At 67.9% G+C, this 22,724-nt stretch carries 24 protein-coding genes; 14 read left to right on the forward strand and 10 right to left on the reverse strand.

Annotation, left to right across the window (positions count from 1 at the left end; translation table 11 throughout):
- Positions 1-71: 71 nt before the first annotated feature.
- Positions 72-881 carry an SDR family oxidoreductase gene (locus tag AAG092_RS18040; RefSeq protein ID WP_110682288.1) on the forward strand — a complete coding sequence of 270 codons (810 nt, stop codon included), beginning with the start codon at positions 72-74 and terminating at the stop codon, positions 879-881.
- Between the two features lie 61 nt (positions 882-942).
- On the opposite strand, the gene rapA is transcribed toward AAG092_RS18040, so the two are convergent.
- On the reverse strand, positions 943-3,792 hold the full coding sequence (rapA, locus tag AAG092_RS18045) for an RNA polymerase-associated protein RapA (RefSeq protein WP_110682287.1): 2,850 nt from the start codon (positions 3,790-3,792) through the stop codon (positions 943-945).
- A gap of 164 nt (positions 3,793-3,956) precedes the next feature.
- Between rapA and AAG092_RS18050 the strand changes: the two genes are divergently transcribed.
- The 4 genes from AAG092_RS18050 to ccoM all read left to right on the forward strand — a co-directional run bounded on the left by AAG092_RS18050 (position 3,957) and on the right by ccoM (position 5,322).
- Positions 3,957-4,256 (forward strand): aspartate-semialdehyde dehydrogenase, encoded by a 300-nt coding sequence (locus AAG092_RS18050; protein ID WP_373387752.1) that lies wholly within the window; start codon positions 3,957-3,959, stop codon positions 4,254-4,256.
- A 40-nt stretch (positions 4,257-4,296) separates the two neighbouring features.
- The gene (locus tag AAG092_RS18055) at positions 4,297-4,899 is read left to right on the forward strand and encodes an alpha-ketoglutarate-dependent dioxygenase AlkB (RefSeq protein ID WP_373387753.1); all 603 of its coding nucleotides are present in this window, start codon (positions 4,297-4,299) and stop codon (positions 4,897-4,899) included.
- Positions 4,896-5,054, forward strand: coding sequence for a hypothetical protein (locus AAG092_RS18060; RefSeq protein ID WP_181418760.1), 159 nt, complete (start codon positions 4,896-4,898; stop codon positions 5,052-5,054). Before AAG092_RS18055 ends, AAG092_RS18060 begins: the two co-directional genes overlap by 4 nt.
- A gap of 142 nt (positions 5,055-5,196) precedes the next feature.
- Entirely contained in the window at positions 5,197-5,322 is a 126-nt protein-coding gene (gene ccoM, locus AAG092_RS18065; protein ID WP_258371511.1) for a cytochrome c oxidase subunit CcoM, read from the forward strand.
- A gap of 102 nt (positions 5,323-5,424) precedes the next feature.
- Here ccoM and AAG092_RS18070 read toward each other — a convergent pair whose 3' ends face one another.
- From AAG092_RS18070 to AAG092_RS18090, 5 genes are all read right to left on the reverse strand, one after another.
- On the reverse strand, positions 5,425-6,450 hold the full coding sequence (locus AAG092_RS18070; RefSeq protein WP_373387754.1) for an AbrB family transcriptional regulator: 1,026 nt from the start codon (positions 6,448-6,450) through the stop codon (positions 5,425-5,427).
- Complete coding sequence (locus tag AAG092_RS18075) at positions 6,434-7,942, reverse strand: tripartite tricarboxylate transporter permease (protein WP_373387755.1); 1,509 nt, start codon at positions 7,940-7,942, stop codon at positions 6,434-6,436. The genes AAG092_RS18070 and AAG092_RS18075 overlap by 17 nt, the downstream gene beginning before the upstream one ends.
- Before the next feature lies 1 nt (position 7,943).
- Entirely contained in the window at positions 7,944-8,390 is a 447-nt protein-coding gene (locus AAG092_RS18080) for a tripartite tricarboxylate transporter TctB family protein (RefSeq protein ID WP_373387756.1), read from the reverse strand.
- Positions 8,391-8,537: 147 nt separating this feature from the next.
- A complete protein-coding gene (locus AAG092_RS18085; protein WP_373387757.1) occupies positions 8,538-9,512 on the reverse strand; it encodes a Bug family tripartite tricarboxylate transporter substrate binding protein in 975 nt (324 codons plus the stop codon).
- Between the two features lie 30 nt (positions 9,513-9,542).
- Positions 9,543-10,793, reverse strand: a complete 1,251-nt coding sequence (locus AAG092_RS18090; protein ID WP_373387758.1) for an OprD family porin — start codon at positions 10,791-10,793, stop codon at positions 9,543-9,545.
- 209 nt (positions 10,794-11,002) lie between these two features.
- Between AAG092_RS18090 and AAG092_RS18095 the strand changes: the two genes are divergently transcribed.
- A complete protein-coding gene (locus AAG092_RS18095) occupies positions 11,003-11,674 on the forward strand; it encodes a response regulator (RefSeq protein ID WP_373387759.1) in 672 nt (223 codons plus the stop codon).
- Position 11,675: 1 nt separating this feature from the next.
- The gene (locus tag AAG092_RS18100; protein WP_110682367.1) at positions 11,676-13,058 is read left to right on the forward strand and encodes a sensor histidine kinase; all 1,383 of its coding nucleotides are present in this window, start codon (positions 11,676-11,678) and stop codon (positions 13,056-13,058) included.
- Positions 13,059-13,081: 23 nt separating this feature from the next.
- Here the strand turns inward: AAG092_RS18100 and AAG092_RS18105 are convergent, their stop codons facing one another.
- The 3 genes from AAG092_RS18105 to AAG092_RS18115 form a co-directional block, all read right to left on the reverse strand.
- Positions 13,082-13,837 carry a substrate-binding periplasmic protein gene (locus tag AAG092_RS18105; protein ID WP_373387761.1) on the reverse strand — a complete coding sequence of 252 codons (756 nt, stop codon included), beginning with the start codon at positions 13,835-13,837 and terminating at the stop codon, positions 13,082-13,084.
- Positions 13,838-13,959: 122 nt separating this feature from the next.
- On the reverse strand, positions 13,960-14,796 hold the full coding sequence (locus tag AAG092_RS18110) for an HDOD domain-containing protein (protein ID WP_110682278.1): 837 nt from the start codon (positions 14,794-14,796) through the stop codon (positions 13,960-13,962).
- Positions 14,797-14,906: 110 nt separating this feature from the next.
- A complete protein-coding gene (locus AAG092_RS18115; RefSeq protein WP_373387762.1) occupies positions 14,907-15,848 on the reverse strand; it encodes a folate-binding protein YgfZ in 942 nt (313 codons plus the stop codon).
- Positions 15,849-15,967: 119 nt separating this feature from the next.
- On the opposite strand from AAG092_RS18115, the gene AAG092_RS18120 reads away from it, so the two are divergent.
- Both AAG092_RS18120 and AAG092_RS18125 read left to right on the forward strand, forming a co-directional pair.
- Positions 15,968-16,222, forward strand: coding sequence for a succinate dehydrogenase assembly factor 2 (locus AAG092_RS18120; RefSeq protein WP_110682276.1), 255 nt, complete (start codon positions 15,968-15,970; stop codon positions 16,220-16,222).
- Positions 16,206-16,658: a protein YgfX gene (locus AAG092_RS18125; protein WP_373387763.1), complete on the forward strand. Its 453-nt coding sequence runs from the start codon at positions 16,206-16,208 to the stop codon at positions 16,656-16,658. The genes AAG092_RS18120 and AAG092_RS18125 overlap by 17 nt, the downstream gene beginning before the upstream one ends.
- On the opposite strand, the gene nadB is transcribed toward AAG092_RS18125, so the two are convergent.
- Positions 16,627-18,243 (reverse strand): L-aspartate oxidase, encoded by a 1,617-nt coding sequence (gene nadB, locus AAG092_RS18130; RefSeq protein ID WP_373387764.1) that lies wholly within the window; start codon positions 18,241-18,243, stop codon positions 16,627-16,629. The two genes, AAG092_RS18125 and nadB, sit on opposite strands and share 32 nt — an antisense overlap.
- A 355-nt stretch (positions 18,244-18,598) precedes the next feature.
- Here nadB and rpoE point away from each other — a divergent pair, with 355 nt between their 5' ends.
- From rpoE to AAG092_RS18155, 5 genes are read left to right on the forward strand one after another with little or no spacing between them, the layout of a single operon-like run.
- Positions 18,599-19,180 carry an RNA polymerase sigma factor RpoE gene (rpoE, locus tag AAG092_RS18135; RefSeq protein ID WP_110682273.1) on the forward strand — a complete coding sequence of 194 codons (582 nt, stop codon included), beginning with the start codon at positions 18,599-18,601 and terminating at the stop codon, positions 19,178-19,180.
- Between the two features lie 31 nt (positions 19,181-19,211).
- A complete protein-coding gene (locus AAG092_RS18140) occupies positions 19,212-19,787 on the forward strand; it encodes a sigma-E factor negative regulatory protein (protein ID WP_110682272.1) in 576 nt (191 codons plus the stop codon).
- Between the two features lie 8 nt (positions 19,788-19,795).
- Positions 19,796-20,740 (forward strand): MucB/RseB C-terminal domain-containing protein, encoded by a 945-nt coding sequence (locus AAG092_RS18145; protein ID WP_373387765.1) that lies wholly within the window; start codon positions 19,796-19,798, stop codon positions 20,738-20,740.
- Positions 20,737-21,180: a SoxR reducing system RseC family protein gene (locus AAG092_RS18150; protein ID WP_110682270.1), complete on the forward strand. Its 444-nt coding sequence runs from the start codon at positions 20,737-20,739 to the stop codon at positions 21,178-21,180. The genes AAG092_RS18145 and AAG092_RS18150 overlap by 4 nt, the downstream gene beginning before the upstream one ends.
- A gap of 38 nt (positions 21,181-21,218) precedes the next feature.
- A complete protein-coding gene (locus tag AAG092_RS18155) occupies positions 21,219-22,640 on the forward strand; it encodes a DegQ family serine endoprotease (protein WP_373387766.1) in 1,422 nt (473 codons plus the stop codon).
- The last annotated feature ends 84 nt before the right edge of the window (positions 22,641-22,724 follow it).

The raw sequence follows: 22,724 nt of genomic DNA on the forward strand, positions 1-22,724 counted from the left end.
TGCTGGAGGGCGTCCGGGATGGCCTTGGCTACACTCGCCCCAACCTCACCACAGAACAAGGCAATACGAGTATGCAGAATCGCATGATGATCACTGGCGCCGGCTCGGGTCTCGGTCGCGAGATCGCCCTGCGCTGGGCCCGCGAGGGCTGGCGCCTGGCGCTGTGCGACGTCAACGAGCAGGGCCTGGCGGAGACCCTGAAGCTGGTCCGCGAGGCCGGCGGAGACGGCTTCACCCTGCGCTGCGACGTGCGCGACTACAGCCAGCTGACCGCCGTGGCGCAGGCCTGCGAGGAGCGCTTCGGCGGCCTCGACGTGCTGGTCAACAACGCCGGGGTGGCCGCCGGGGGCATGTTCGCCGACCTCAGCCTGGAGGACTGGGACTGGCAGCTGTCGATCAACCTGATGGGCGTGATCAAGGGCTGCAAGGCCTTCCTGCCGCTGCTGCGTGCCAGCAAGGGCAAGATCATCAACATCGCCTCCATGGCGGCGCTGATGCAGGGCCCGGCGATGAGCAACTACAACGTGGCCAAGGCCGGCGTGGTGGCACTCTCCGAGAGCCTGCTGGTGGAGCTCAAGCCTGAGGGCCTGGGCGTGCACGTGGTCTGTCCGTCGTTCTTCCAGACCAACCTGCTGGACTCCTTCCGCGGGCCGACCCCGGAGATGAAGCAGCAGGTCGGCAAGCTGCTCGAAGGCAGCCCGATCAGCGCCACCGACATCGCCCACTACATCTACGACGAGGTGGCCAAGGGCGAGTTCATGATCCTGCCCCACGAGCAGGGCCGCATGGCCTGGGCCATCAAGCGGCAGAACCCGCAGCTGATCTACGACGAGATGACTAAGATGTGCGAGAAGATGCGCGCCAAGATGGGCGCCGCCTGACTCGTGCGGGCATGAAAAAGGGGCAGCCGAGGCTGCCCCTTTTTCGTTTTGGGCGCGGGCGTCAGCCGGCCACCAGCACGCGGATTGCCTCCAGGCGCAGCGCCGCCTTGTCGAGGAAGGCCAGGCCGCTCTCGCGCTGCTTGCGCAGGGCTTCGATCTCGGCCGGGCGCACCGTCGGGTTGACCGCCTGCAGCGCGGTCATGCGCGCGATTTCCTCGTCCAGGGTGGCGGTGAAGCGCTGGCGCGCCTCGTTGACCCGCTCGTTGTGGCGCGGCGCGATCTTCGCCTCGGCGGCGTTGATCTGCCTGGCCAGCACGTCGCGCTGGGCCTGCACGAACTTGTTGGCGCTGGCCCGCGGCACCGCTTCCAGCTGGTCATTGAGGGTATCGAAGGCGACCTTCGATGCCAGGTCGTTGCCGTTGGGGTCGAGCAGGCTGCGCAGCGCCACCGGCGGCAGGAATCGGCCAAGCTGCAGCGCCTTGGGCGCCACCACTTCGCTGACATACAGCAGTTCGAGCAGCACGGTGCCGGGCTTGAGCGCCTTGTTCTTGATCAGCGCCACCGCGGTGTTGCCCATCGAGCCGGACAGCACCAGGTCCATGCCGCCCTGCACCATGGGGTGTTCCCAGGTGAGGAACTGCATGTCCTCGCGGGCCAGTGCCTGGTTGCGGTCGTAGGTGACGGTGACCGCCTCGTCGTCGCCGAGCGGGAAGCTGGCGTCCAGCATCTTCTCGCTGGGACGCAGCACCAGGGCGTTCTCGGAGTGGTCCTCGCTGTCGATGCCGAATGCGTCGAACAGTTCTTCCATGTAGATCGGCAGGGCGAACTGATCGTCCTGTTCGAGGATTTCCTCGACCAGCCGCTCGCCCTCGCCGGCGCCGCCGGAGTTGAGCTCCAGCAGGCGGTCGCGGCCGCTGTGCAGCTCGCCTTCGAGGCGTTCGCGTTCGGCGGTGGCCTCGCTCAGCAGGGCGTTCCAGGCGCCCTCGGCGTGGTCTTCCAGCAGCGGCAGCAGGCGCGGGCCGAACTGGTGCTGCAGGGCGTTGCCGGTCGGGCAGGTGTTGAGGAAGGCGTTCAGCGCCTGGTGGTACCACTGGAACAGGCGTTCCTGCGGGCTGTCCTCGAGGTAGGGCACGTGCAGCTGGATGGTGTGCTTCTGGCCGATGCGGTCGAGACGGCCGATGCGCTGCTCCAGCAGGTCCGGGTGGGCCGGCAGGTCGAACAGCACCAGGTGGTGGCTGAACTGGAAGTTGCGGCCTTCGGAGCCGATCTCGGAGCAGATCAGCACCTGGGCGCCGAACTCCTCGTCGGCGAAGTAGGCGGCGGCGCGGTCGCGCTCGAGGATGCTCATGCCCTCGTGGAACACCGTGGCCGGGATGCCGGAGCGCACGCGCAGGGCGTCTTCCAGGTCCAGCGCGGTCTCGGCGTGGGCGCAGATCACCAGCACCTTGAACTTCTTGAGCATCTTCAGGGTGTCGATCAGCCAGTCGACGCGCGGGTCGAAGCGCCACCAGGCTTCGTCATCACCCTGCGCCTGGTAGCTGACTTCCGGGTACAGCTCGGCGTGCTCGCCCGGCTGCAGGTTGGCGTACTGCTCGGGGTTGGGCAGCGGGTAGGGGTGCAGCTGGCGCTCGGGGAAGCCCTGCACGGCGGCGCGGGTGTTGCGCAGCAGCACGCGGCCGGTGCCGTGGCGATCCAGCAGCTCGCGGATCAGCCGCGCGGCGGCCTCGCTGTCGCCATCGGTGACGGCGGCCAGCAGGGCCTCGCCCTCGGCGCCGAGGAAGCGGCCGATGGTGGCGTGGGCCTGTGCGGACAGGCGGCCCTCGTCGAGCAGTTCCTGCACCGCCTCGGCCACCGGGCGGTAGTTGGCACTCTCGGCGCGGAAGGCGTCGAGGTCATGGAAACGGTCCGGGTCGAGCAGGCGCAGGCGCGCGAAGTGGCTTTCCAGGCCCAGCTGTTCCGGGGTGGCGGTGAGCAGAAGCACGCCGGGGATGGTCGCGGCCAGCTGCTCGACCAGGCGGTATTCGTCGCTGGCCTTCTCCGGGTGCCAGACCAGGTGGTGCGCCTCGTCGACCACCAGCAGGTCCCAGCCGGCGGCGAACGCGGCGTCCTGGGCCTTGTCGCTGTCCTTCAGCCATTCCAGGGCGACCAGCGCCAGTTGGGTGTCCTCGAAGGGGTTGCTGGCATCGCTCTCGGCGAAGCGCTCGGCGTCGTACAGCGCCACCTGCAGGTTGAAGCGCCGGCGCATCTCCACCAGCCACTGGTGCTGCAGGTTCTCCGGCACCAGGATCAGCACGCGGCTGGCACGGCCGGAGAGTAGCTGGCGGTGGATCACCAGGCCGGCCTCGATGGTCTTGCCCAGGCCCACTTCGTCGGCCAGCAGCACGCGCGGGGCGATGCGGTCTGCCACTTCGCGGGCGATGTGCAGCTGGTGGGCGATCGGCTGGGCGCGGGCGCCGCCCAGGCCCCACAGGCTGGACTGCAGCAGGCGGCTCTGGTGCTCCAGGGTGTGGTAGCGCAGGGCGAACCAGTTCAGCGGGTCGATCTGCCCGGCGAACAGGCGGTCGCTGGCCAGGCGGAACTGGATGAAGTTGGACAGCTGGGTTTCCGGCAGGCTGATCGCTTCGTGTTGGGCATTGAAGCCGTGGTAGACCAGCAGGCCGTCGATGTCCTCGACTTCCTGCACGGTCAGCTTCCAGCCCTCGAAATGGGTGATCTCGTCGCCCGGGGCGAAGCGCACGCGGGTCAGCGGGGCGTTGCGCAGGGAATACTGGCGGGTCTCGCCGGTGGCCGGGTAGAGCACGGTGAGCAGGCGGCCGTCGGAAGTGAGGATGGTGCCGAGCCCGAGTTCCGCCTCGCTGTCGCTGATCCAGCGTTGCCCCGGTTGATACTGCACGATGCCACTACTTGCCATGAAAAGCCCCAGCTGCGAAAAAAGCCGCGTATGTTAGCGGAACGCCGCGTCGAGGGCGACGTCCGTACTGAATCAATGCGTGCGTCCCGAGTCGAAAGTGTAGCGAGCGGGCGTTCAAGTTGGAGACCGTCCGGCCGACAGCAGGGTTAACCAGGGAGACCCCGATGCTACCGCCCATTCCGCACAGTCTGCTCCCCGTCACCGCCCAGCAGGACGTGGTCAAGCCGCGCCCGGACATCCCGCCGGTGACCCAGGCCAACGAAAGCTCCAACGAGAGCCAGGTGGAGCTGGACAAGCGCCACCCGCAGGAGGCCGAGGAACTGCTGCGCGAGGAGCAACGGCGGCGCCAGCGCCGTGGCTACACCCCGGAGGAGCTGGCCGAACTGGACGCCGCCAGCCCCGAGCAGGAGAAGCTGCTGGAAGAGCTGCCGCGCCAGGGTCTGTGGGTGGATGTGGAAGTCTGATCGTCGGACAATGCAAGCCCACTCTCCTATTGCGACCGCCTTGGACCTGTTCTCCGATCCCCTCATCGAGCTGCCCGGTGCCGAGCTGGACTTGTGGCCACACTGGCTCGACAGCGCCACGGCCACCGCCTGGTTCCACCAGCTGGCGACGGAAACCCCCTGGGAGCAGCCGCAGCTGTTCATCCACGGGCGACCTGTCGCCGTGCCGCGCCTGGTCGCCTGGTACGGCGATGCCGAGGCCAGCTACCGCTATTCCGGCCTGGAACATCGACCGCTGCCCTGGACTCCGCTGCTGGCCGAGATCCGCGCGCGGGTGCAGGAGGCGGCCGGCCAGCCGCTCAATGGCGTGCTGCTCAACTATTACCGCGACGGCAACGATTCCATGGGCTGGCACAGCGACGACGAGCCCGAGCTGGGCCGCGATCCGCTGATCGCCTCGCTCAACCTCGGCGGCACTCGCCGTTTCGACCTGCGGCGCAAGGGCGCCAGCCGCATCGAGCACTCCCTGGAACTGGCCGACGGTTCGCTGCTGGTCATGCGCGGCGCGACGCAGCATCATTGGCAGCATCAGGTGGCCAAGACCCGCAAGCCGGTGGCGCCACGCATCAACCTGACCTTTCGCCTGATCCGGGGCCGAGCATGAGCGACGACAAGCTGATCGACTTCTCCGCCGAGCGCGGCAAGCGCATCCATGACCTGCACGACAAGAAGCTGGACGAGATGCGTCAGGCCTTCGAACAGGCCCTGCCGCTGGCCAAGGCCAAGAAGAAGTCCAAGGGTAAACCGAAGAAGCGCTGAGCCCCCTGCGCGCCGGTTCCTGTCGACCTGCGGCGCCCTGTCGCGGCGCCCACCTCACCGGATATTGATCCGGATCAATTCCCGCCCGCCTGCCTCCTCTACTCTGAAGCCATGCAAGACAAGGCTCAGACAGGAGGCCGCCATGTTCCTCGATACAGTGGTTCTCGCCGGGATCGGCACAGTTGCCCTGATGGTCGCCTTCTTCGGCGGCGTCGGTTACTTCATCTGGAAGGATGCTCACAGGAAGGCCAAAGCCAAGGCCGAGTGATCCTTCTGAAATAGTGCACGCAAGGCATTTGGGGCGACTTCGGTCGCCCATTTTTTTGCCCGCAGAAAAAGAGGCCCGCGCGCGGCGGGCCTAAACGTGGGTTCAGGGGTGGCGTTGCCAGAGGCGGAACGCCGGTTCGGCGAGGAACAGCACGCACATCAGGCGCAGCACCTGTAGCCCGGTGATCAGCGGCACCGACAGGGCCAGGGCCTCGGCGGTCAGGCTCAGCTCGGCGATGCCGCCGGGCATCATGCCCAGCATCAGCGAGCGCTGATCCAGCGCGCCCAGCCAGCCGAGGGCCTCGGCGGCCAGGGCGGCGGCGCACATGGCCAGCAGCGTGGCGCCCAGCACCAGGGCGAGGAAGCGCGGCGCACGGCGGAAGAACTCGCGGCTGAAGTGACAGCCCAGGGCGCTGCCGATCAGCCACTGGCCCAGTTCGCTGGTGCCAGACGGCAGGCTCAGCGGCTGGTCCAGCCAGATCGCGCCGGCGGCGGCGAACAGGATCGGCCCGAGCAGCCAGGGGTTGGGCTGGCGCAAACGCTGGCCAAGCAGGGCCAGCAGCGCGCCGCCGGCCAGCAGCGCAGCCAGCGCCAGGGGCTGGCTGTGGCTGTGCGTGTGCGCCAGGGTCGGCGCGGCGCCCAGCCAGAACTGGAACAGCGCCGGCACCAGCAGCACCACCAGCAGCAGGCGCAGGCTCTGCCCGGCCGCCACCTCGCCGGCCTGGGCACCGTTGCGCTGGCCGAGGTTGACCATCTCGCTGGCGCCGCCGGGCATGCTGGCGAAGAACGCAGTGGCGCGGTCGTGGCCGGCGGCGCGTAGCAGGGCGATGCCGATCAGGCTGGTGAGGCTGGTGAGCAGGGCGCCGGCCAGCAGCAGGCCGCCGTGGGCCAGCACCTGCTCCAGCACCGCCGGGCTGAAGTGCAGGCCGATGCCGGTGCCGACCAGCCACTGCCCGGCCTTGCGCGCGCCGGGCACTTCGCGCAGGTCCAGGCCGCCCAGGCAGCGCAGCAGGATCACCGCCAGCAACGAGCCGACCATCCACGGCAAAGGCCAGCCTATCAGGCTGGCCAGGGCGCCGCCGGCCGCACCGGCCAGCGGCGTGAGCCACCATTTAGGCATGCGCGGCACGCAGCGAGCGGCGCTTGCGCAGCCAGCGCAGGCCGGGCAGGGCCAGCATCAGCAGGGCCAGGCCCCACAGCGCCACGGTGATCGGGCTGGACCAGAGGATCGCCAGGTCGCCGTTGCTGATCGACAGGGCGCGGCGCAGGTTGGACTCCATCAGCTCGCCGAGGACGAAGCCGAGGATCAGCGCCGACAGCGGGAAGTCCATCTTGCGCAGCAGGTAGCCGAACACGCCGAGGCCGATCATCAGCACCAGGTCGAAGGTGGTGCTGTGCACCGCGTACACGCCAACCAGACTGACGATGGTGATGGCCGGCACCAGGATCCAGCTCGGCACGCTGAGCATGCGGGCGAACAGGCCGACCAGCGGGATGTTCATCGCCAGCAGGATGACGTTGCCGATGAACAGCGAGGCGATCAGGCCCCAGACCACGTCCGGCTGCTGCTCGAACAGCAGCGGGCCGGGGGTGATGTTGTACAGGGTCAGGGCGCCGATCATCACCGCTGTGGTGCCCGAGCCCGGTACGCCGAGGGTCAGCATGGGAATCAGCGAGCCGCAGGCCGAGGCGTTGTTGGCCGCCTCCGGTGCCGCCACGCCGCGCAGGTCGCCGTCGCCGAAGCGGCCGTTGGCGCCGGCCATGCGCTTCTCGCTCATGTAGGTGATGGCGCTGGCGATGGTCGCCCCGGCGCCCGGCAGCACACCGATGACGAAGCCGGCCAGCGAGCTGCGCAGGGTGGTCCACCAGACCGAGGCGAACTCCTTGAAGTTGAACAGCATGCGCCCGCTGGCCTTGACTGCCTTCTGCCCGCTTGTGGTGTGTTCGAGCATCAGCAGCACTTCGCTGACGCTGAACAGGCCGATCACCACGATGACGAACTGGATGCCGTCGGACAGGCCGATGCTGTCGAAGGTGAAGCGGTACACCCCGGTGGTGGCGTCCACCCCGACCGTGGCCAGGCCCAGGCCGATCAGCGCGGCGAGCAGGGTCTTGACCGGCTTGTCGCCGACCATGCCGCCCAGGCAGGCGATGGCGAACACCATCAGCACGAAGTACTCGGCCGGGCCGAAGGCCACCGCCCAGTTGGCCAGGATCGGCGCGAACAGCACCACGCCTATGGTGGCGATGGTGCTGCCGATGAACGAGCTCATGGCCGACAGCGACAGGGCGATGCCGCCCTTGCCCTGGCGCGCCAGCGGGTAGCCGTCGAGGGTGGTCATGATCGCTGCGGCGTCGCCCGGCACGTTGAGCAGGATGGCCGAGATGCGCCCGCCGTACTCGCAGCCCAGGTACACGGCGGCCAGCAGGATCAGCGCGGTTTCCGGCGGCAGGCCGAGGGCGAAGGCCAGCGGCAGCAGGATGGCCACGCCGTTGATCGGGCCCAGGCCCGGCAGCAGGCCGACCACGGTGCCGACGAAGGCGCCGAACAGCGCCACCAGCAGGTTGACCGGCCGGGTGGCCACGTCGAAGCCCTGCATCAAGAAATTCAGCGTTTCCATTTCAGCTCTCCACGAAGGCGGCGAACAGGCCGAGCGGCAGCGGCACGTCCAGCAGGTAGTCGAACAGACCGTACAGCAGGGTGCCCATCAGCAGGCCGCTGAGGGCGCTGGGCAGCAGGCGGCCGCCGAACAGCAGGCCGAGGCCGAAGCCGGCCAGGGCGGTACTGAGCACGAAGCCCAGCGGCTCGAACAGCAGGGCGTAGGCCAGCAGGGCGCCGACGCACAGGCCGACCTTGCGCGCCAGCGCCCAGGAGATCGGCGGGGTCGGCTCGCCGCTCGGTTTGCACAGCAGCCACAGGGCGGCGACGGCCATCAGGCTCAGCAGCAGCAAGGGGTAGGCGCGCGGGCCGACCGGGTCGTAGGAAAAGGGCGCCTGGAAGCCCCAGGCGACCACGGCGAGAAAGGCGCAGACGAGCAGCCACACCGCGGCGAACAGGCGGACGTACATGAGGAGTTCCTCGGGATATTGGGAAGGGGGAAGCGTCGCGAGCGACGGAAAGGCAAGGCGGAAGGCGGCGAGGGGAGGGAGTTGGGTCAACCCAATGACCGAACCGAGCCGCCTTCCAACACAGCCTTTCCTAGCGCAGCAGCTTCCCTACTGGACCAGGCCGAACTCGCCGGCCAGGGCCTTGTAGTCCTGCACCTGCTTGAACACGTAGGCCTTCAGCTCGTCGCCGGTCATGCTCAGCGGGAACAGGTCGCGTTGTTCGCGCAGCTTGGCGAACTCCGGGCTGGCCAGCAGGGTGTCGAACTGGCCTTTCCACCAGGCGAAGTCCGCGTCGCTGACTTCCGGCCCCATGTAGAAGCCGCGGATCACCGGCCAGGTGATGTCGTAGCCCTGCTCCTTGGCGGTCGGCAGGTTGGCCAGTTTGCCCGGCAGGCGCTCGTCGGAGAGCACGGCGATGACGCGGATCTTGTTCGCCGCCAGTTGCGGAGTGACTTCGCCGAGGCCGCTGGAGGTGACCTGCACGTGGCCGCCGAGCATGGCGGTGAGGGTCTCGCCGCCGCCTTCGAAGGCCACGTAGCGCAGCTTCTGCGGGTCGATGCCGGCGGCGCGGGCGATCAGCGCGGTCTGCATCCAGTCCTGGCCGCCGATGGTGGCGCCGGCGCCGAAGACGATGCTGCCCGGGTCCTTCTTCAGCGCCTGCACCAGGTCGTCGAGGGTCTGGTAGGGCGAGTCGGCGCGCACGCTGATGGCGCCGTAGTCGGTGCCGATGCCGGCCAGCCAGCGCACGGCGTTCTCGTCGTAGCGGCCGAACTTGCCCTGGGCCAGGTTGAGCAGGGAGCCGGAGGAGAACGCGGTAATGGTCCCGGCGTCCTTCGGCCGCTGGGCGACCACGGCGTTGTAGGCCACCGCGCCGACGCCGCCGGGCATGTAGGTGACGCGCATCGGCGCCTTGAGCAGGCCGTTGTCTTTCAGGCCGCTCTGGGCCAGCTTGCAGGTCAGATCGAAGCCGCCGCCGGGCTTGGCCGGGGCGATGCACTCGGGGCGCTTGGGCTCGGCCAGCAGCTGGCTGCTCAGGGCGAGGGTGCCGAAGGCGAGGGCGATGCGGGACAGGGCAGTTTTCATCAGCATTCTCCTGTGGAGTTTTATTGTGGCTTACCAGATCGGCAGGCTGTAGCCGACGATCAGGCGGTTCTCGTCCGCATCGCGGGCGAAACTGGAACGGAAGCTGGCGTTGCGCAGGCGCACGTAGAGGTCCTTGAGCGGGCCGCTCTGCACCACGTACTTGAACTCGATGTCGCGTTCCCACTCGCGGCCTTCTTCATCGCTGCCGCTGACCTGGGCGTTGTCGCCGTGGATGTAGCGGGTCATGAAGCTCAGACCGGGGATGCCGAGGCCGGCGAAGTCGAAGTCGTAGCGGGCCTGCCAGGAACGCTCGTCGGCGTTGGCGAAGTCGTTGATCTGCACGAAGTTGACCAGGAAGGGGTCGCTGCCATCGAGGTAGGCGAAGCCGGTGTCGCCGCTCATGTGCTGGTAGCCGAGACCGACCTTGTGCCCGCTATGGGCATAGGAGACCAGGCCGTTCCAGGCCTTGTTGTCGATCTCGCCGGCCTGGGCGGAGCCGCTGTCGTCGCTGATCGAGACGCGCAGGTCGGCGCTCAGGGTGCCGCCGCCCAGGGGCTGGCTGGCCAGCAGGCCGAGGAAGTGCTGGCGGTAGATGTCCTCGACATCGGCGTAGTAGTAGCGCCCGGTCAGGCCCTTGGCGAAGCTGTAATCGAAGCCGGCCAGGTCCATGTGCTCGGCCGTCACGCCACCGGCGAAGCGCTTGTTCTTGCTGTTGAGGATGAGGTCCTCGGAGTTGGTCGAGGCACGGTCGATCACCTTGTCCAGGCGCCCGCCGGTGAAGCTCAGGTTGTCGATGTCGTTGGAGGTCAGCAGGCCGCCCTCGAACACCTGTGGCAGCAGGCGGCTGTCGCTGGCCTTGACCACCGGCAGCTCGGGGATGTGCGAGCCGTAGCGGAACTCGCTTTCGGCGACCTTGACCTTGGCGGTCAGGCCCAGGCGACCGAACTGGTCCGGGGTGCCGCCGTCGTCCTGCACCGGCAGCAGGTCGGTGCCGCTGCGGCCCTTGCCGGAATCGAGCTTGATACCGAGCATGCCAAGGGCGTCTAGGCCGAAGCCGACGGTGCCCTCGGTGTAGCCGGAGCGGATGTCGAGGAGGAAGCCCTGGCCCCATTCCTCGCGCTTGTTCTGGCCATCGTCTTCGCGGAAGTCGCGGTTGAGGTAGATGTTGGTGGTGGTCAGGCTGGCGCTGCTGTCTTCGATGAAGGCAGCATGGGCGCCGGTGGCGCAAGTGGCGGCGAGAATCGCCAGGGCGAGGCGGTTTGCAGGCAGTGCAATAGGCATTGCAGGTGGTCTCCGATTGTTGTTCTTGTCACGCCGGGGCAACCACGCGGCCGGCGCTTTCGCGGGTGGTTCTTGCCACCCTGGTCGCGATCCTAGGGGGCGAAACTTTCGCCAGGCTTTCAGCGTGAAAGAAAGTGCAAGTGGCCTTCACAGGCTGCCCGTGCTGGTTAAACTCGGCGCATAACGACAAGACTTCGGAGTGTGCTGCCGTGCGAATCCTGCTGGTCGAGGACCATCTGCCCCTGGCCGAGAGCGTGGCCCAGGCCCTGCGCGGCGCCGGGCTGACCGTCGATGTGCTGCACGACGGGGTGGCCGCCGAGCACGCCCTGGCCAGCGAGGACTACGCCCTGGCGGTGCTCGACGTGGGCCTGCCGCGGCTCGACGGTTTCGCGGTGCTGGCCCGCGTGCGCGGGCGCGGCAAGACCCTGCCGGTGCTGATGCTGACCGCCCGTGGCGAGGTCAAGGACCGCGTGCATGGCCTCAACCTGGGCGCCGACGACTACCTGGCCAAGCCCTTCGAACTGACCGAGCTGGAGGCGCGGGTCAAGGCCCTGCTGCGCCGCAGCGTGCTCGGCGGCGAGCAGCAGCAGCGCTGCGGCGATCTGGTCTACGACCTGGGCACCCGGCGCTTCAGCCTGCGCGAGCAGCCGCTCAACCTGACCTCGCGCGAGCAGGCCGTGCTGGAGGCGCTGATCGCCCGGCCGGGGCGGGTGATGAGCAAGGAGCAGCTGGCCGACCAGGTGTTCGGCCTGGACGAGGAGGCCAGCGCCGACGCCATCGAGATCTACGTGCACCGCCTGCGCAAGAAGCTGGAGGGCGACAGCGTGCGCATCGTCACCTTCCGCGGCCTGGGTTACCTGCTGGAAGCCACCGGTGACTGAGCTGGCCGCCGGCAGCCTGCGTGGCCGGCTGCTGCGCCGCCTGGCCATTCTGCTGGCGATTCCGCTGCTGATCGGCAGCCTCAGCGCCTACTGGAACGGCCGTGCGGCGGCCGACGACGCCTACGACCGCACCCTGCTGGCCTCGGCGCGGGCCATCGCCGACGGCCTGTATACCGAGGACGGCCTGCTGCGGGCCGATGTGCCCTATGTCGCGCTGGACCCCTTCGCCTACGACCTGGAGGGGCGCATCTTCTACCAGGTCAGCGACCTCGAGGGGCGCCTGGTGTCCGGCTACGACGGCCTGCCGGCGCCACCGCCTGGCACCCCCCGCACCGACGACTACCCGGCGCTGGCGCGTTTCTACGACGGCGAGTTCGACGGCGTCGGCGTGCGCCTGGTCAGCCTGCTGCAGCCGGTCAGCGAACCGGGGATGAACGGCATGGCGGAGATCCGCGTGGCCGAGACCGACGTGGCCCGCGAGCGCATGGCGCGCGGTCTGCTGCTCGATACCCTGTGGCGCATGGGCCTGCTGGCGCTGATCACCCTGGCCCTGGTGTGGCTGGCAGTGAGTGCTGCGCTGCGTCCGCTGGAGCGCCTGCGCGCGGCGGTGGAGGAGCGCCAGCCGGACGACCTGCGGCCGCTGCCGCTGGTCGAGGCGCAGGACGAGCTGCGCCCGCTGGTGGTCTCGCTCAACCATTTCACCGAGCGCCTGCGCCAGCAGTTCGAACGCCAGGCGCAGTTCATCGCCGACGCCTCCCACGAGCTGCGCACGCCGCTGGCGGCGCTCAAGGCGCGCATCGAACTGGGCCTGCGCGAGCACGAGCCGCAGCAGTGGTACGGCACCCTGGAGAAGGCGGCGCAGAGCACCGACCGCCTCACCCATCTGGCCAACCAGCTGCTGTCGCTGGCGCGTATCGAGCGCGCGGCGCGTGCGGTGAGCGAGGGCGGCGCCGAGCGGGTCGAGCTGGCCCAGCTGGTGCGCGAGCTGGGCCTGGCTCTGGCGCCCCTGGCGCACCAGCGCGGCATCGCCCTGGCCCTGGAGGCCGAGGAGGGCGTGGTTGTCCAGGGCGAGCCGACCCTGCTCAACGAGCTGGTCTACAACCTGGTGGACAATGCCCTGGCGCATACCCCGGCAGGTGGCAACCTGGTGCTGCGGGTATGCCGGCCGGCCGTGCTGGAGGTGGAGGACGACGGCCCGGGGATTCCCGCCGAGGAGCGCGAGCGGGTATTCGAGCGCTTCTACCGGCGCAACCCGCAGGGCAGCGGCGCCGGCCTGGGCTTGGCCATCGTCGGCGAGATCTGTCGCGCCCATCTGGCGCGGGTCGAGCTGGAACGGGGCGCCGGCGGTGGGCTGCTGGTGCGGGTGAGCTTTCCGCCGGCCTAGGGCCCTTGTCGTCGCAGCGGCCCCTAGCGCGCCAGGCTCAGCGGCTGCTGGATTTCCAGCAGGTACTGGCTGACCTTGCCGCTGTCCTGCAGGGCCTTGAGGCCGCGGTTGAAGCGCGCCATGCGCTCGGCATTTCCGGGTACCCGCTTCGACAGCAGCAGGTGCAGGCTGTCGCTGCTCAGCGGCTGCGGGTGGAAGCTCAGTTGGCTGCGCTGCTCGCGGCTGAAGCGGCTGTGCAGCATGTCGAAGGCCACCACCTTGTCCATCGGGAAGGCATCCAGACGACCGGCCAGCAGCATGCGCAGGCCCTGCTCTTCGCTGCTTAGGCGCTTGACCCTGAGCAGGCCGTCGCGCTCGGCCTGCTGGAAGGCCTGGCCGTAGTCATAGTCGATGGCGCCGCCGAGGCGCAGCGGTGCGAGGTCGGCGACCTGCTGCCAGTCGAAGGGGCGGTCCTTGCGGTGGAACAGGTAGTAGCCGCTCTCCACCACGGGGTCACTGATGTAGAAGGTCTGCTCGCGTTCGGGGCTGCGCAGCCACACGGCGCTGCCATCACTCTTGCCGCGCTCGGCACTGCGCAGGGCGCGAGCCCAGGGGTAGAACTCCCACCTGACCCGGATGCCTTCTAGGGCAAAGGCTTCTTCGACGATGCGCGAGGCAACGCCGTGGTGGGGCAGATTCTGGCCGAGGTAGGGGCTCCACTCGCCGTTGGTCAGGCGCACCTCATCGGCGCGCGCGGTGCAGCAGAGCAGCAGGGTGAATAGCACGGACAGCAGACGCATGGCACGCTTCCTTACCCGGAACTGAGCGGGGCAGGGCGGAGTCCTCCCGCCCTGCGGCGTACGGCTTGGATCGCCGCCCGGCCAAGTGCCGGGCATGCCAGCAGTCTAGTCGGGGTGCCGGGTTACTGCAGCATGCTGGTGGCCGCTTCCATGGCGGCGGAGAGATCCTCGTCGGCCTGCATGTCGACGTTGGGGTCGAGGCCGAGCTTGGCGAAGGCCGGGATCTTGCTCCAGTCCAGCTGGGTGTAGGGGTGCTCGCTGCCCAGATAGCTCTGCAGGGTGGCGACCTGGACGATGTCGACGTAGTCGGCTTTCGGCGAGTTACGGGTGAAGTCCAGGTGCTGGCTGGGCACTATGGCGATCGGCTCGGGGAACTCCCAGGCTCGCAGGATCTTGTCGCCGATGATCGGGTGGATCTTCTCGATCACGTGGTTGAGGCTGATCGAGTCGGCCAGCAGGGCGTTGTTCTCTTCGGCGTAGGTGAGGATCGGCAGCACGCCGATCTGGTGCACCAGGCCAGCCAGGGTGGCCTGGTCGGGCATCAGGCGGGTGTAGTGGCGGCACAGCACATGGCAGATGCCGGCGATTTCGGTGCTCTTGTTCCACACCTCGCGCATCTTGCGGTCGACCACGTCGCTGGTGGCCTGGAACATCTGCTCCATGGCCAGGCCGGTGGCCAGGTTGCAGGTGTAGTTGATGCCGAGGCGGCTGACGGCCATCTGGATGTCGGTGATTTCCTTGCTGGTGCGCAGCAGCGGGCTGTTCACCACCTTGATGATGCGCGCGGTGAGCGCCGCGTCGTTGCCGATCACCTTGCTCAGGGCCGGGATGCTGACGTTCGGGTCTTCCGCCGCTTCGCGCACCTTGAGTGCCACTTCCGGCAGGGTCGGCAGCACCAGTTCATCGTTGTCGATGGCCTGGATCAGTTCCTCTTGGACTTTCTCGGCAAGCTTGCTCATCTCGGCTCTCGGATCATGCGTCCGCATCAGTCTAGGCGCTGGGGCGAACTTGGTTCAGGTATGCCCGGGTTGTACCGCGTTTGCCTGGGCTCTTGCATCAGCTTTTTCGTCTAGCGCTGGATTTCGCGGTCGGCGTCCAGCTGGTAGGGCAGGTCGAGCAGTTCCAGGCTTGGGCCCTGCGGGCTGCCCAGGTGGATGCGGCCATCGTCCTTGGCATCCTCCTGCAGCACGGCCAGCAGCTCCACGCCCTCGGGCGCGCGGGCAGCCAGCACCACTTCGCCGACGCTGGAGCCGTGCACCGGCGAGAATAGCTCGCTACCCGGCTGCGGCACCTCGCCGGCAGCCAGGCGCAGGTGTTGCAGGCGGCGCTTGAGCTTGCCCAGGTACTGCATGCGCGCGACGATTTCCTGGCCGGTGTAGCAACCCTTCTTGAAGCTGACGCCGCCGACCGCCTGCAGGTTGATCATCTGCGGGATGAATAGCTCGCGGGTGGCGCCGAACACCTGGCCGATGCCGGCGCGCACCTGGCCGAGCAGCCAGTCGTTGAGCGGCGCCTCGTGCAGCTGTGCGGCCAGGCGGCCCTGCAGGGTCTCGGCCTGGGCGGTCGGTACCCACAGCTCGGCGCGCCCGCCGGGTAGCCGGATGGCCAGCAGGTCACCTGCGCGGGCCACGCTGTCGACCTGCTGCGGCAAGTCCAGGCCGAGGGCGAGCAGGGCGCCGTCGCCGCCGGACAGGCCGAAGCGCACCCAGGCGGCGGATTCGTCGGCGAGGGTCGACTTGGAGAACACCGCGTACTTCTTCAGGTCCGCCAGCTGTGCCTCCAGCAGCTCACCGGCCAGGGCCAGCAGGTAGCCGTCGTGGTGCTGGACGATACGGAAACTGGAGAGCATGCGGCCCTTGGGTGTGCAGCGGGCGCCCAGGCTGCAGGTCCGTTCGTCGAGATAGTTGAGGTTGCAGGTGAGCTGGCCCTGAAGGAACTTGGCGGCGTCCGGGCCGCGTACGGCGAGCAGGGCTTCGTGATTGAGCGGGGTGAAGAAGGCGGAGTCGGCCATGGGCGATCGCTGGTCAATAAGTCAGGCCGTCATCATAGAGGCCGTCCGGCACCTTGTCAGCGGGTGCCGAGCGCGCCGTGCGCCGTTATACTGCGCCCCTTTGCACAGGAGCCTGCCGCATGGCCGACGCGACCGAACTGAACCGACTCTTCTGGCACAGCCGCCGCGGCATGCTGGAGCTGGATGTGCTGCTGGTGCCCTTCGTCAAGGAGGTCTACCCCAGCCTGGACGCCGAGGATCAGGCGCGCTACCGCAAGCTGCTGGAGTGCGAGGATCAGGACATGTTCGGCTGGTTCATGCAGCGCGACGAGCCGCAGGATCCCGATCTGCTGCGCATGGTTCGCATGATCCTGGATCGTGTCCAGCCGAAGTGAACACTTCGAATGCCACTGGCAGGCCTCGCGCCTGCTGCTGGCGCTCTATCTGACGGCGCTGGCCCTGGCGCTGCTCACCCTGTTTCTCATCGATTTGCCGCTCTGGGCCGCACTGCTCGGCGCTGCCCTGTGCCTGGCGCAGGCGGCCTGGACGCTGCCGCGCCAGGTGCTGCTCAGGCATCCGGCCGCCTTCACCGGCCTGCGGCGCAACGAGGCGGGCTGGCAGCTGTTCAATGCGCGCGATAGCTGGCAGGCGGTGCAGCTGCGCCCGGACAGCCTGGCCCTGCAGCTGGCGGTGATCCTGCGTTTTCGTCTGGAGGGCGAGCGGCGTACGCGTGCGCTGTGTATCCCGCGCGACGCTCTGCCGCGCGATGTGCACCGGCGCCTGCGCGTGCGTCTGAAGTTCAGCCGGCGTAGGTGGGCGGCGCCAGGATAGTGTCGCGGGCCTCGGGCAGCAGGCCCGGGTAGTCCAGGGTGTAGTGCAGGCCGCGGCTCTCGTGGCGGCGCATGGCCGACTCGATCATCAGCTCGGCGACCTGGGCCAGGTTGCGCAGCTCGATCAGGTCGCGGCTGACCTTGTAGTTGCTGTAGAACTCGTCGATCTCGTCGAGCAGCAGGCGCACGCGGTGCTGGGCGCGCTGCAGGCGCTTGTTGGTGCGCACGATGCCGACGTAGTCCCACATGAAGCGCCGCAGCTCGTCCCAGTTGTGCGCGATGATCACGTCCTCGTCGGAGTCGGTCACCTGGCTGGCGTCCCAGGTCGGCAGCGTTTGCGGCATGTCGACCTGGTCGAGCTGGGCGACTATGTCCTGGGCCGCCGAGCGGGCGTAGACGAAGCATTCCAGCAACGAGTTGCTGGCCATGCGGTTGGCGCCGTGCAGGCCGGTGAAGCTGGTTTCGCCGATGGCGTAGAGGCCGGGCACATCGCTGCGGCCATGCTGGTCGACGACCACGCCGCCGCAGGTGTAGTGCGCCGCCGGCACCACCGGAATCGGCTGACGGGTGATGTCGATACCGAAGCCCAGGCAGCGCTCGTAGACGGTGGGGAAGTGCGACTTCACGAACTCGGCCGGCTTGTGGCTGATGTCCAGGTACACGCAGTCGATACCCAGGCGCTTCATTTCATGGTCGATGGCGCGGGCGACTATGTCGCGCGGGGCCAGTTCTTCGCGTGCATCGAAGCGCGGCATGAAGCGCTCGCCGTTGGGCAGGCGCAGCAGGGCGCCCTCGCCGCGCAGGGCCTCGGTGATCAGGAAGCTCTTGGCCTGCGGGTGGTACAGGCAGGTCGGGTGGAACTGGTTGAATTCCAGGTTGCCGACCCGGCAGCCGGCGCGCCAGGCCATGGCGATGCCGTCGCCGCTGGCACCGTCCGGGTTGCTGGTGTAGAGGTAGACCTTGGCCGCGCCGCCGGTGGCGAGGATGACGAAGCGCGCATGGTAGGTGTCCACTTCGCCGCTGGTGCGGTTCAGGACGTAGGCGCCCAGGCAGCGCTGGCCGGGCAGGCCGAGCTTGCGCTCGGTGATCAGGTCGACCGCCACCCGCTGTTCCTGCAGCTCGATGTTGCTGCGCTGGCGGGTCTGCTGCAGCAGGGTGTTGAAGATCGCCGCGCCGGTGGCATCGGCGGCATGGATGATGCGCCGGTGGCTATGGCCACCCTCGCGGGTCAGGTGGAACTCGAAGCCGCCGTCCTCGCGCTCCTGCTCGTCGTCGCGGGTGAAGGGCACGCCCTGTTCGATCAGCCACTGGATGGCTTCGCGACTGTGCTCGACGGTGAAACGCACGGCGTCCTCGCGGCACAGGCCACCGCCGGCATTGAGGGTGTCGGCGACATGGGATTCGACGGTGTCGGCATCGTCCAGCACGGCGGCGACCCCGCCCTGGGCCCAGAAAGTGGAGCCGTTGGCCAGGTCGCCCTTGCTCAGCACGGCGATGCGCAGGTGCCCGGGCAGGGTCAGGGCCAGGGTCAGGCCGGCAGCGCCGCTGCCGATGACCAGAACGTCGTGCTGATAATGTTGGCTCATCTACTGCTGATTCCGCGAAAAGGACTGCCGAGGGTGACAGCGGCTATGCCTAGTATATAGAGGGGGTGGGCGGCACAATAGCTGGCTTATGACCCAGTAAAATGTTCGGGAACTTTCTTAGTCGTTCGGGTTTCATAAGCAGTCACCGAGGGCGAGCGGCGCTTCAGCGCGGCCGCGATATCGGTCAACAGATCATCAGGCGCCAGGGCAAATCCCTGGCGCCATGCCCCGGGTGGCCGCAGTGGCCCGCGAGGCTTGTTCGGAGGGGAGAACTTTTGCGCAGCGTCCGAGTCTATCTTGGCAGACCGACAGAATGGCCGATGCAGAGCTCCTCCGATATGCACGAGGAGTATTCATGCTAGCCCAGGAAGACGATCAGCAGCTGGTCCTACGGGTGCAGCGCGGTGACAAGCGGGCCTTCGATCTGCTGGTGCTCAAGTATCAGCACAAGATTCTCGGCCTGGTGGTGCGCTTCGTTCACGACAGCCACGAGGCCCAGGATGTGGCGCAGGAGGCCTTCATCAAGGCCTATCGTGCCTTGGGCAATTTCCGCGGTGACAGTGCGTTCTACACCTGGCTGTACCGCATCGCCATCAACACGGCGAAGAACTATCTGGTCTCGCGCGGCCGTCGGCCGCCGGACAGTGATGTAAGTGCCGAGGATGCCGAGTTCTACGAGGGTGACCACGCCCTGAAGGACATCGAGTCACCGGAGCGTGCCATGTTGCGGGATGAGATCGAGGCCACCGTGCACCGAACCATCCAGCAACTGCCGGAGGATCTGCGCACGGCCCTGACCCTGCGCGAGTTCGACGGCCTGAGTTACGAGGACATTGCCAATGTGATGCAGTGTCCGGTCGGCACCGTGCGTTCGCGGATCTTCCGGGCGCGCGAGGCCATCGATAAAGCCCTGCAACCTCTGTTGCAGGAAGCCTGAGACAGCGGCGACAGCCAAGAGAGGAACCACCATGAGTCGTGAAGCCCTGCAGGAATCGCTGTCCGCGGTGATGGATAACGAAGCGGACGAACTGGAGCTGCGTCGGGTGCTGGCCGCCAGCGACGATGCCGAGTTGCGCGGCACCTGGTCGCGTTACCAGCTCGCCCGTGCGGTGATGCACAAGGAGCTGCTGGAGCCGCGCCTGGATATTGCCGCCGCGGTATCGGCCGCCCTGGCCGACGAGGCGCTGCCGGCCAAGGCCGTGCGTGGTCCCTGGCGTACGCTGGGGCGTGTCGCTGTAGCGGCTTCGGTAACCCTGGCTGTGCTGGTCGGCGTGCGTTTCTACAACCAGGACGAACTGGCCGGGGCCCAGCTGGCCCAGCAGGGCAACCAGCCCAGCCTGGTGCTGCCGCAGGTCCAGGGTCCGGCCGTGCTGGCCGGCTACAGCGAGGGCGCCGCTGCGCAGCAGAGCCCCGTACAGTCGGGCTCCTCCTGGCATGAGCAGCGACTGCCTACGTATCTCCGTCAGCACGCCCAGCAGGCCGCCGCCAGTGGTGCGGACTCCGCCTTGCCCTATGCGCGTGCCGCCAGTCTGGAAAATCGCTGAGAGGGTGCATGCGCATACTCCCGCTAATCGCCCTGCTCGGCGGCGGCCTGGCAGCTCAGGTTCAGGCCGCTGAAGCGCAGGATTGGCTGCAGCGTCTGGCCCGGGCCGAGCATCAGAGCTTTCAGGGCACATTCGTCTATGAGCGCAACGGCAGCTTCTCCACGCATGGCATCTGGCATCGCGGTGGCGAGACGGGCATCACCGAGCGTCTGCTACAGCTCGATGGTTCGCCGCAGGAAGTGCTGAGGGTCGATGGTCGTCCGCAGTGTGTCAGCGGCGGACTTGCCGACCAGATGGCCGACGTGCAGTGGCCGGCGCGCCATCTCGATGCAGTGCAGCTGGAGAAACTCTACGAGTTGCGCGTGCTGGGGCGCTCGCGCGTCGCCGGCCGGCCCGCCTCGGTATTGGCCCTGGTTCCGCGTGACAGGCATCGCTATGCCTTCGAACTGCATCTGGACGAAGAGAGTGCCTTGCCGCTCAAGTCCCTGCTGATCAACGAAAAGGGCCAGCTGCTGGAGCGCTTCCAGTTTGTCAGCCTGCAACTGGCCGACCGGCTGGCGGAGGATGCCCTGCAACCCGGCAGTGCCTGCAAGGCCGTGAGCCTGGATAAGGTCAGTGAGCTGCCGCCTTCCTGGAAGGCCGGCTGGGTGCCGCCGGGCTTCGAGCTGAACCAGGCCCTGCAGCGCACCAGTCCGGCATCCTCCGAGCCGGTGGCGAGCCTCCTGTATGGCGATGGTCTGGCACGTTTCACCGTTTTTCTCGAGCCGCTGCGCGGCGTCGGTGCCGAGGATGCGCGTAGCCAGCTGGGTCCGACCGCCGTGGTGTCGCGGCGCATGAGCACGGCCGATGGCGACGTGATGGTCACTGTGGTGGGCGAGATTCCCCTGGGTACGGCCGAGCGGGTGGCGCTATCGATGCAGCCCGCTGGCGCCGTCGAGGCGTCGGCGCCGTGATCGAGGAGCAGGGGCGAGTCGTGGCTGTCGAGGCGGGCGCCGTCTGGGTGGAAACGCTGCGCCGGAGCACCTGCTCCAGCTGCTCGGCCAATGCGGGGTGTGGCCAGGGCTTGATGGAAAAGCTCGGCGTCGGGCGCCAGCGCGGGCTGGTGCGGGCGCTCTGTGATCTGCAGTTGCAGGTTGGCGATGCGGTGGTGATAGGGGTGCGCGAGGAGCTGCTGGTGCGTGGTTCCCTGCTGGTCTACCTGTTGCCGCTGTTGTGCCTGTTTGCCGCTGCCGTGCTGGCCCAACAGTGGGGGCTGGCCGAGCCGCTGGTGATACTCGCCGGTTTTGCCGGGCTGGCCATGGGCTGGCTGCTGGTGCGCTGGCGCAGCCGCCGTACCGCACATGAGCCGGCGCTGCAGCCCGTGGTGGTGCGCGTGCTGCTGGCCGGTTGCTGAGATTATCTTGCCGTTTTCTGTGGATGGAGCTGAAGTCGATGCCTAGCCTGAGATCCTCGTTGTCCGGTCTGTGTGCCCTGCTGCTGTTGGGGCAGGTGTCCCTGGCGCGCGCCGAGTTGCCGGAGTTCACCGAGCTGGTGGAGGAGGCTTCGCCGGCGGTGGTGAACATCAGTACCCGGCAGAACCTGCCGCAGCGCGAAGTCGCCATGCAGGGGCAGATTCCCGATCTGGAAGGGCTGCCGCCGATGTTCCGCGAGTTCTTCGAGCGCAGCATCCCGCAGATGCCGCGCGCTCCGGGTGGGCGCCAGCGCGAGGCGCAGTCGCTGGGGTCGGGCTTTATCATTTCCGCTGATGGCTATGTGCTGACCAACAACCATGTGGTGGCCGACGCCGACGAGATCATTGTGCGCCTGTCCGATCGCAGCGAGCTCGAGGCCAAGCTGATCGGTGCCGATCCGCGTACCGACGTGGCTCTGCTCAAGGTCGAGGGCAAGGGGTTGCCGACGGTCAAGCTGGGCAAGTCCGACGAGCTGAAGGTCGGCAGCTGGGTGCTGGCCATCGGCTCGCCCTTCGGTTTCGATCATTCGGTGACTGCCGGTATCGTGTCGGCCAAGGGTCGCAGCCTGCCGAACGAGAACTATGTGCCCTTCATCCAGACCGACGTGGCGATCAACCCGGGCAACTCCGGCGGTCCGCTGTTCAATCTGGATGGCGAGGTGGTCGGCATCAACTCGCAGATATTCACTCGCTCCGGCGGCTTCATGGGGCTGTCGTTCGCCATTCCGATCGACGTGGCCATGGATGTGGCCAACCAGCTCAAGGCCGAGGGCAAGGTCAGTCGCGGCTGGCTTGGCGTGGTGATTCAGGAAGTGAACAAGGACCTGGCCGAATCCTTCGGTCTGGACAAGCCGGCCGGGGCCCTGGTGGCACAGGTTCTGGAGGATGGGCCGGCGGCCAAGGGTGGCTTGCAGGTGGGTGACGTGATCCTCAGCCTCAATGGCCAGCCCATCGTGATGTCAGCCGATCTGCCGCATCTGGTCGGGGCTCTCAAGCCTGGCGCCAAGGCCGAACTGGAGGTGGTGCGCGAAGGCGAGCGCCAGCGTATCGAGCTGGCCGTCGGGGCGTTGCCGGAGGAGGGCGACGAGGTGGCGGTCGGCGAGACTGAAGGTGTCGAGCGCAACAGCAATCGCCTGGGGGTGGCGGTGGCCGAACTGACTGCCGAGCAGAAGAAGGCCCTCGACCTGCGTGGCGGCGTGGTCATCAAGGAAGTACAGAATGGCCCGGCGGCCCTGATCGGCCTGCGCCCCGGCGATGTCATTACCCATCTGAACAACCAGGCCATAGCATCGGCCAAGCAGTTCACCGACGTGGCCAAGTCCCTGCCGGTCAACCGTTCGGTGTCCATGCGCGTGCTGCGCCAGGGGCGGGCGAGCTTCATCACCTTCAAGCTGGCCGAGTAGCTTCGCACCAGGGGTGACAAGGGCGGCCGTGGCCGCCCTTTTTGCGCCCGCCGCCGGCGGCGTCGCGTGACGTCAGGCTCGCCA

The sequence above is a fragment of the Pseudomonas alcaligenes genome, assembly GCF_041729615.1.
GTDB classification, from domain to species: domain Bacteria; phylum Pseudomonadota; class Gammaproteobacteria; order Pseudomonadales; family Pseudomonadaceae; genus Aquipseudomonas; species Aquipseudomonas alcaligenes_B.

Bases quoted from the DNA above. Each gene is read 5' to 3' on its own strand.
- AAG092_RS18110 (WP_110682278.1), bottom strand. From the start codon at position 14,796: ATGAGCAAGCTTGCCGAGAAAGTCCAAGAGGAACTGATCCAGGCCATC.
- rpoE (WP_110682273.1), top strand. From the start codon at position 18,599: ATGCTAGCCCAGGAAGACGATCAGCAGCTGGTCCTACGGGTGCAGCGC.
- AAG092_RS18080 (WP_373387756.1), bottom strand. From the start codon at position 8,390: ATGTACGTCCGCCTGTTCGCCGCGGTGTGGCTGCTCGTCTGCGCCTTT.
- AAG092_RS18040 (WP_110682288.1), top strand. From the start codon at position 72: ATGCAGAATCGCATGATGATCACTGGCGCCGGCTCGGGTCTCGGTCGC.
- AAG092_RS18050 (WP_373387752.1), top strand. From the start codon at position 3,957: ATGCTACCGCCCATTCCGCACAGTCTGCTCCCCGTCACCGCCCAGCAG.
- AAG092_RS18060 (WP_181418760.1), top strand. From the start codon at position 4,896: ATGAGCGACGACAAGCTGATCGACTTCTCCGCCGAGCGCGGCAAGCGC.
- nadB (WP_373387764.1), bottom strand. From the start codon at position 18,243: ATGAGCCAACATTATCAGCACGACGTTCTGGTCATCGGCAGCGGCGCT.
- AAG092_RS18115 (WP_373387762.1), bottom strand. From the start codon at position 15,848: ATGGCCGACTCCGCCTTCTTCACCCCGCTCAATCACGAAGCCCTGCTC.
- ccoM (WP_258371511.1), top strand. From the start codon at position 5,197: ATGTTCCTCGATACAGTGGTTCTCGCCGGGATCGGCACAGTTGCCCTG.
- AAG092_RS18120 (WP_110682276.1), top strand. From the start codon at position 15,968: ATGGCCGACGCGACCGAACTGAACCGACTCTTCTGGCACAGCCGCCGC.
- AAG092_RS18090 (WP_373387758.1), bottom strand. From the start codon at position 10,793: ATGCCTATTGCACTGCCTGCAAACCGCCTCGCCCTGGCGATTCTCGCC.
- rapA (WP_110682287.1), bottom strand. From the start codon at position 3,792: ATGGCAAGTAGTGGCATCGTGCAGTATCAACCGGGGCAACGCTGGATC.
- AAG092_RS18075 (WP_373387755.1), bottom strand. From the start codon at position 7,942: ATGGAAACGCTGAATTTCTTGATGCAGGGCTTCGACGTGGCCACCCGG.
- AAG092_RS18155 (WP_373387766.1), top strand. From the start codon at position 21,219: ATGCCTAGCCTGAGATCCTCGTTGTCCGGTCTGTGTGCCCTGCTGCTG.
- AAG092_RS18145 (WP_373387765.1), top strand. From the start codon at position 19,796: ATGCGCATACTCCCGCTAATCGCCCTGCTCGGCGGCGGCCTGGCAGCT.
- AAG092_RS18140 (WP_110682272.1), top strand. From the start codon at position 19,212: ATGAGTCGTGAAGCCCTGCAGGAATCGCTGTCCGCGGTGATGGATAAC.
- AAG092_RS18105 (WP_373387761.1), bottom strand. From the start codon at position 13,837: ATGCGTCTGCTGTCCGTGCTATTCACCCTGCTGCTCTGCTGCACCGCG.
- AAG092_RS18085 (WP_373387757.1), bottom strand. From the start codon at position 9,512: ATGAAAACTGCCCTGTCCCGCATCGCCCTCGCCTTCGGCACCCTCGCC.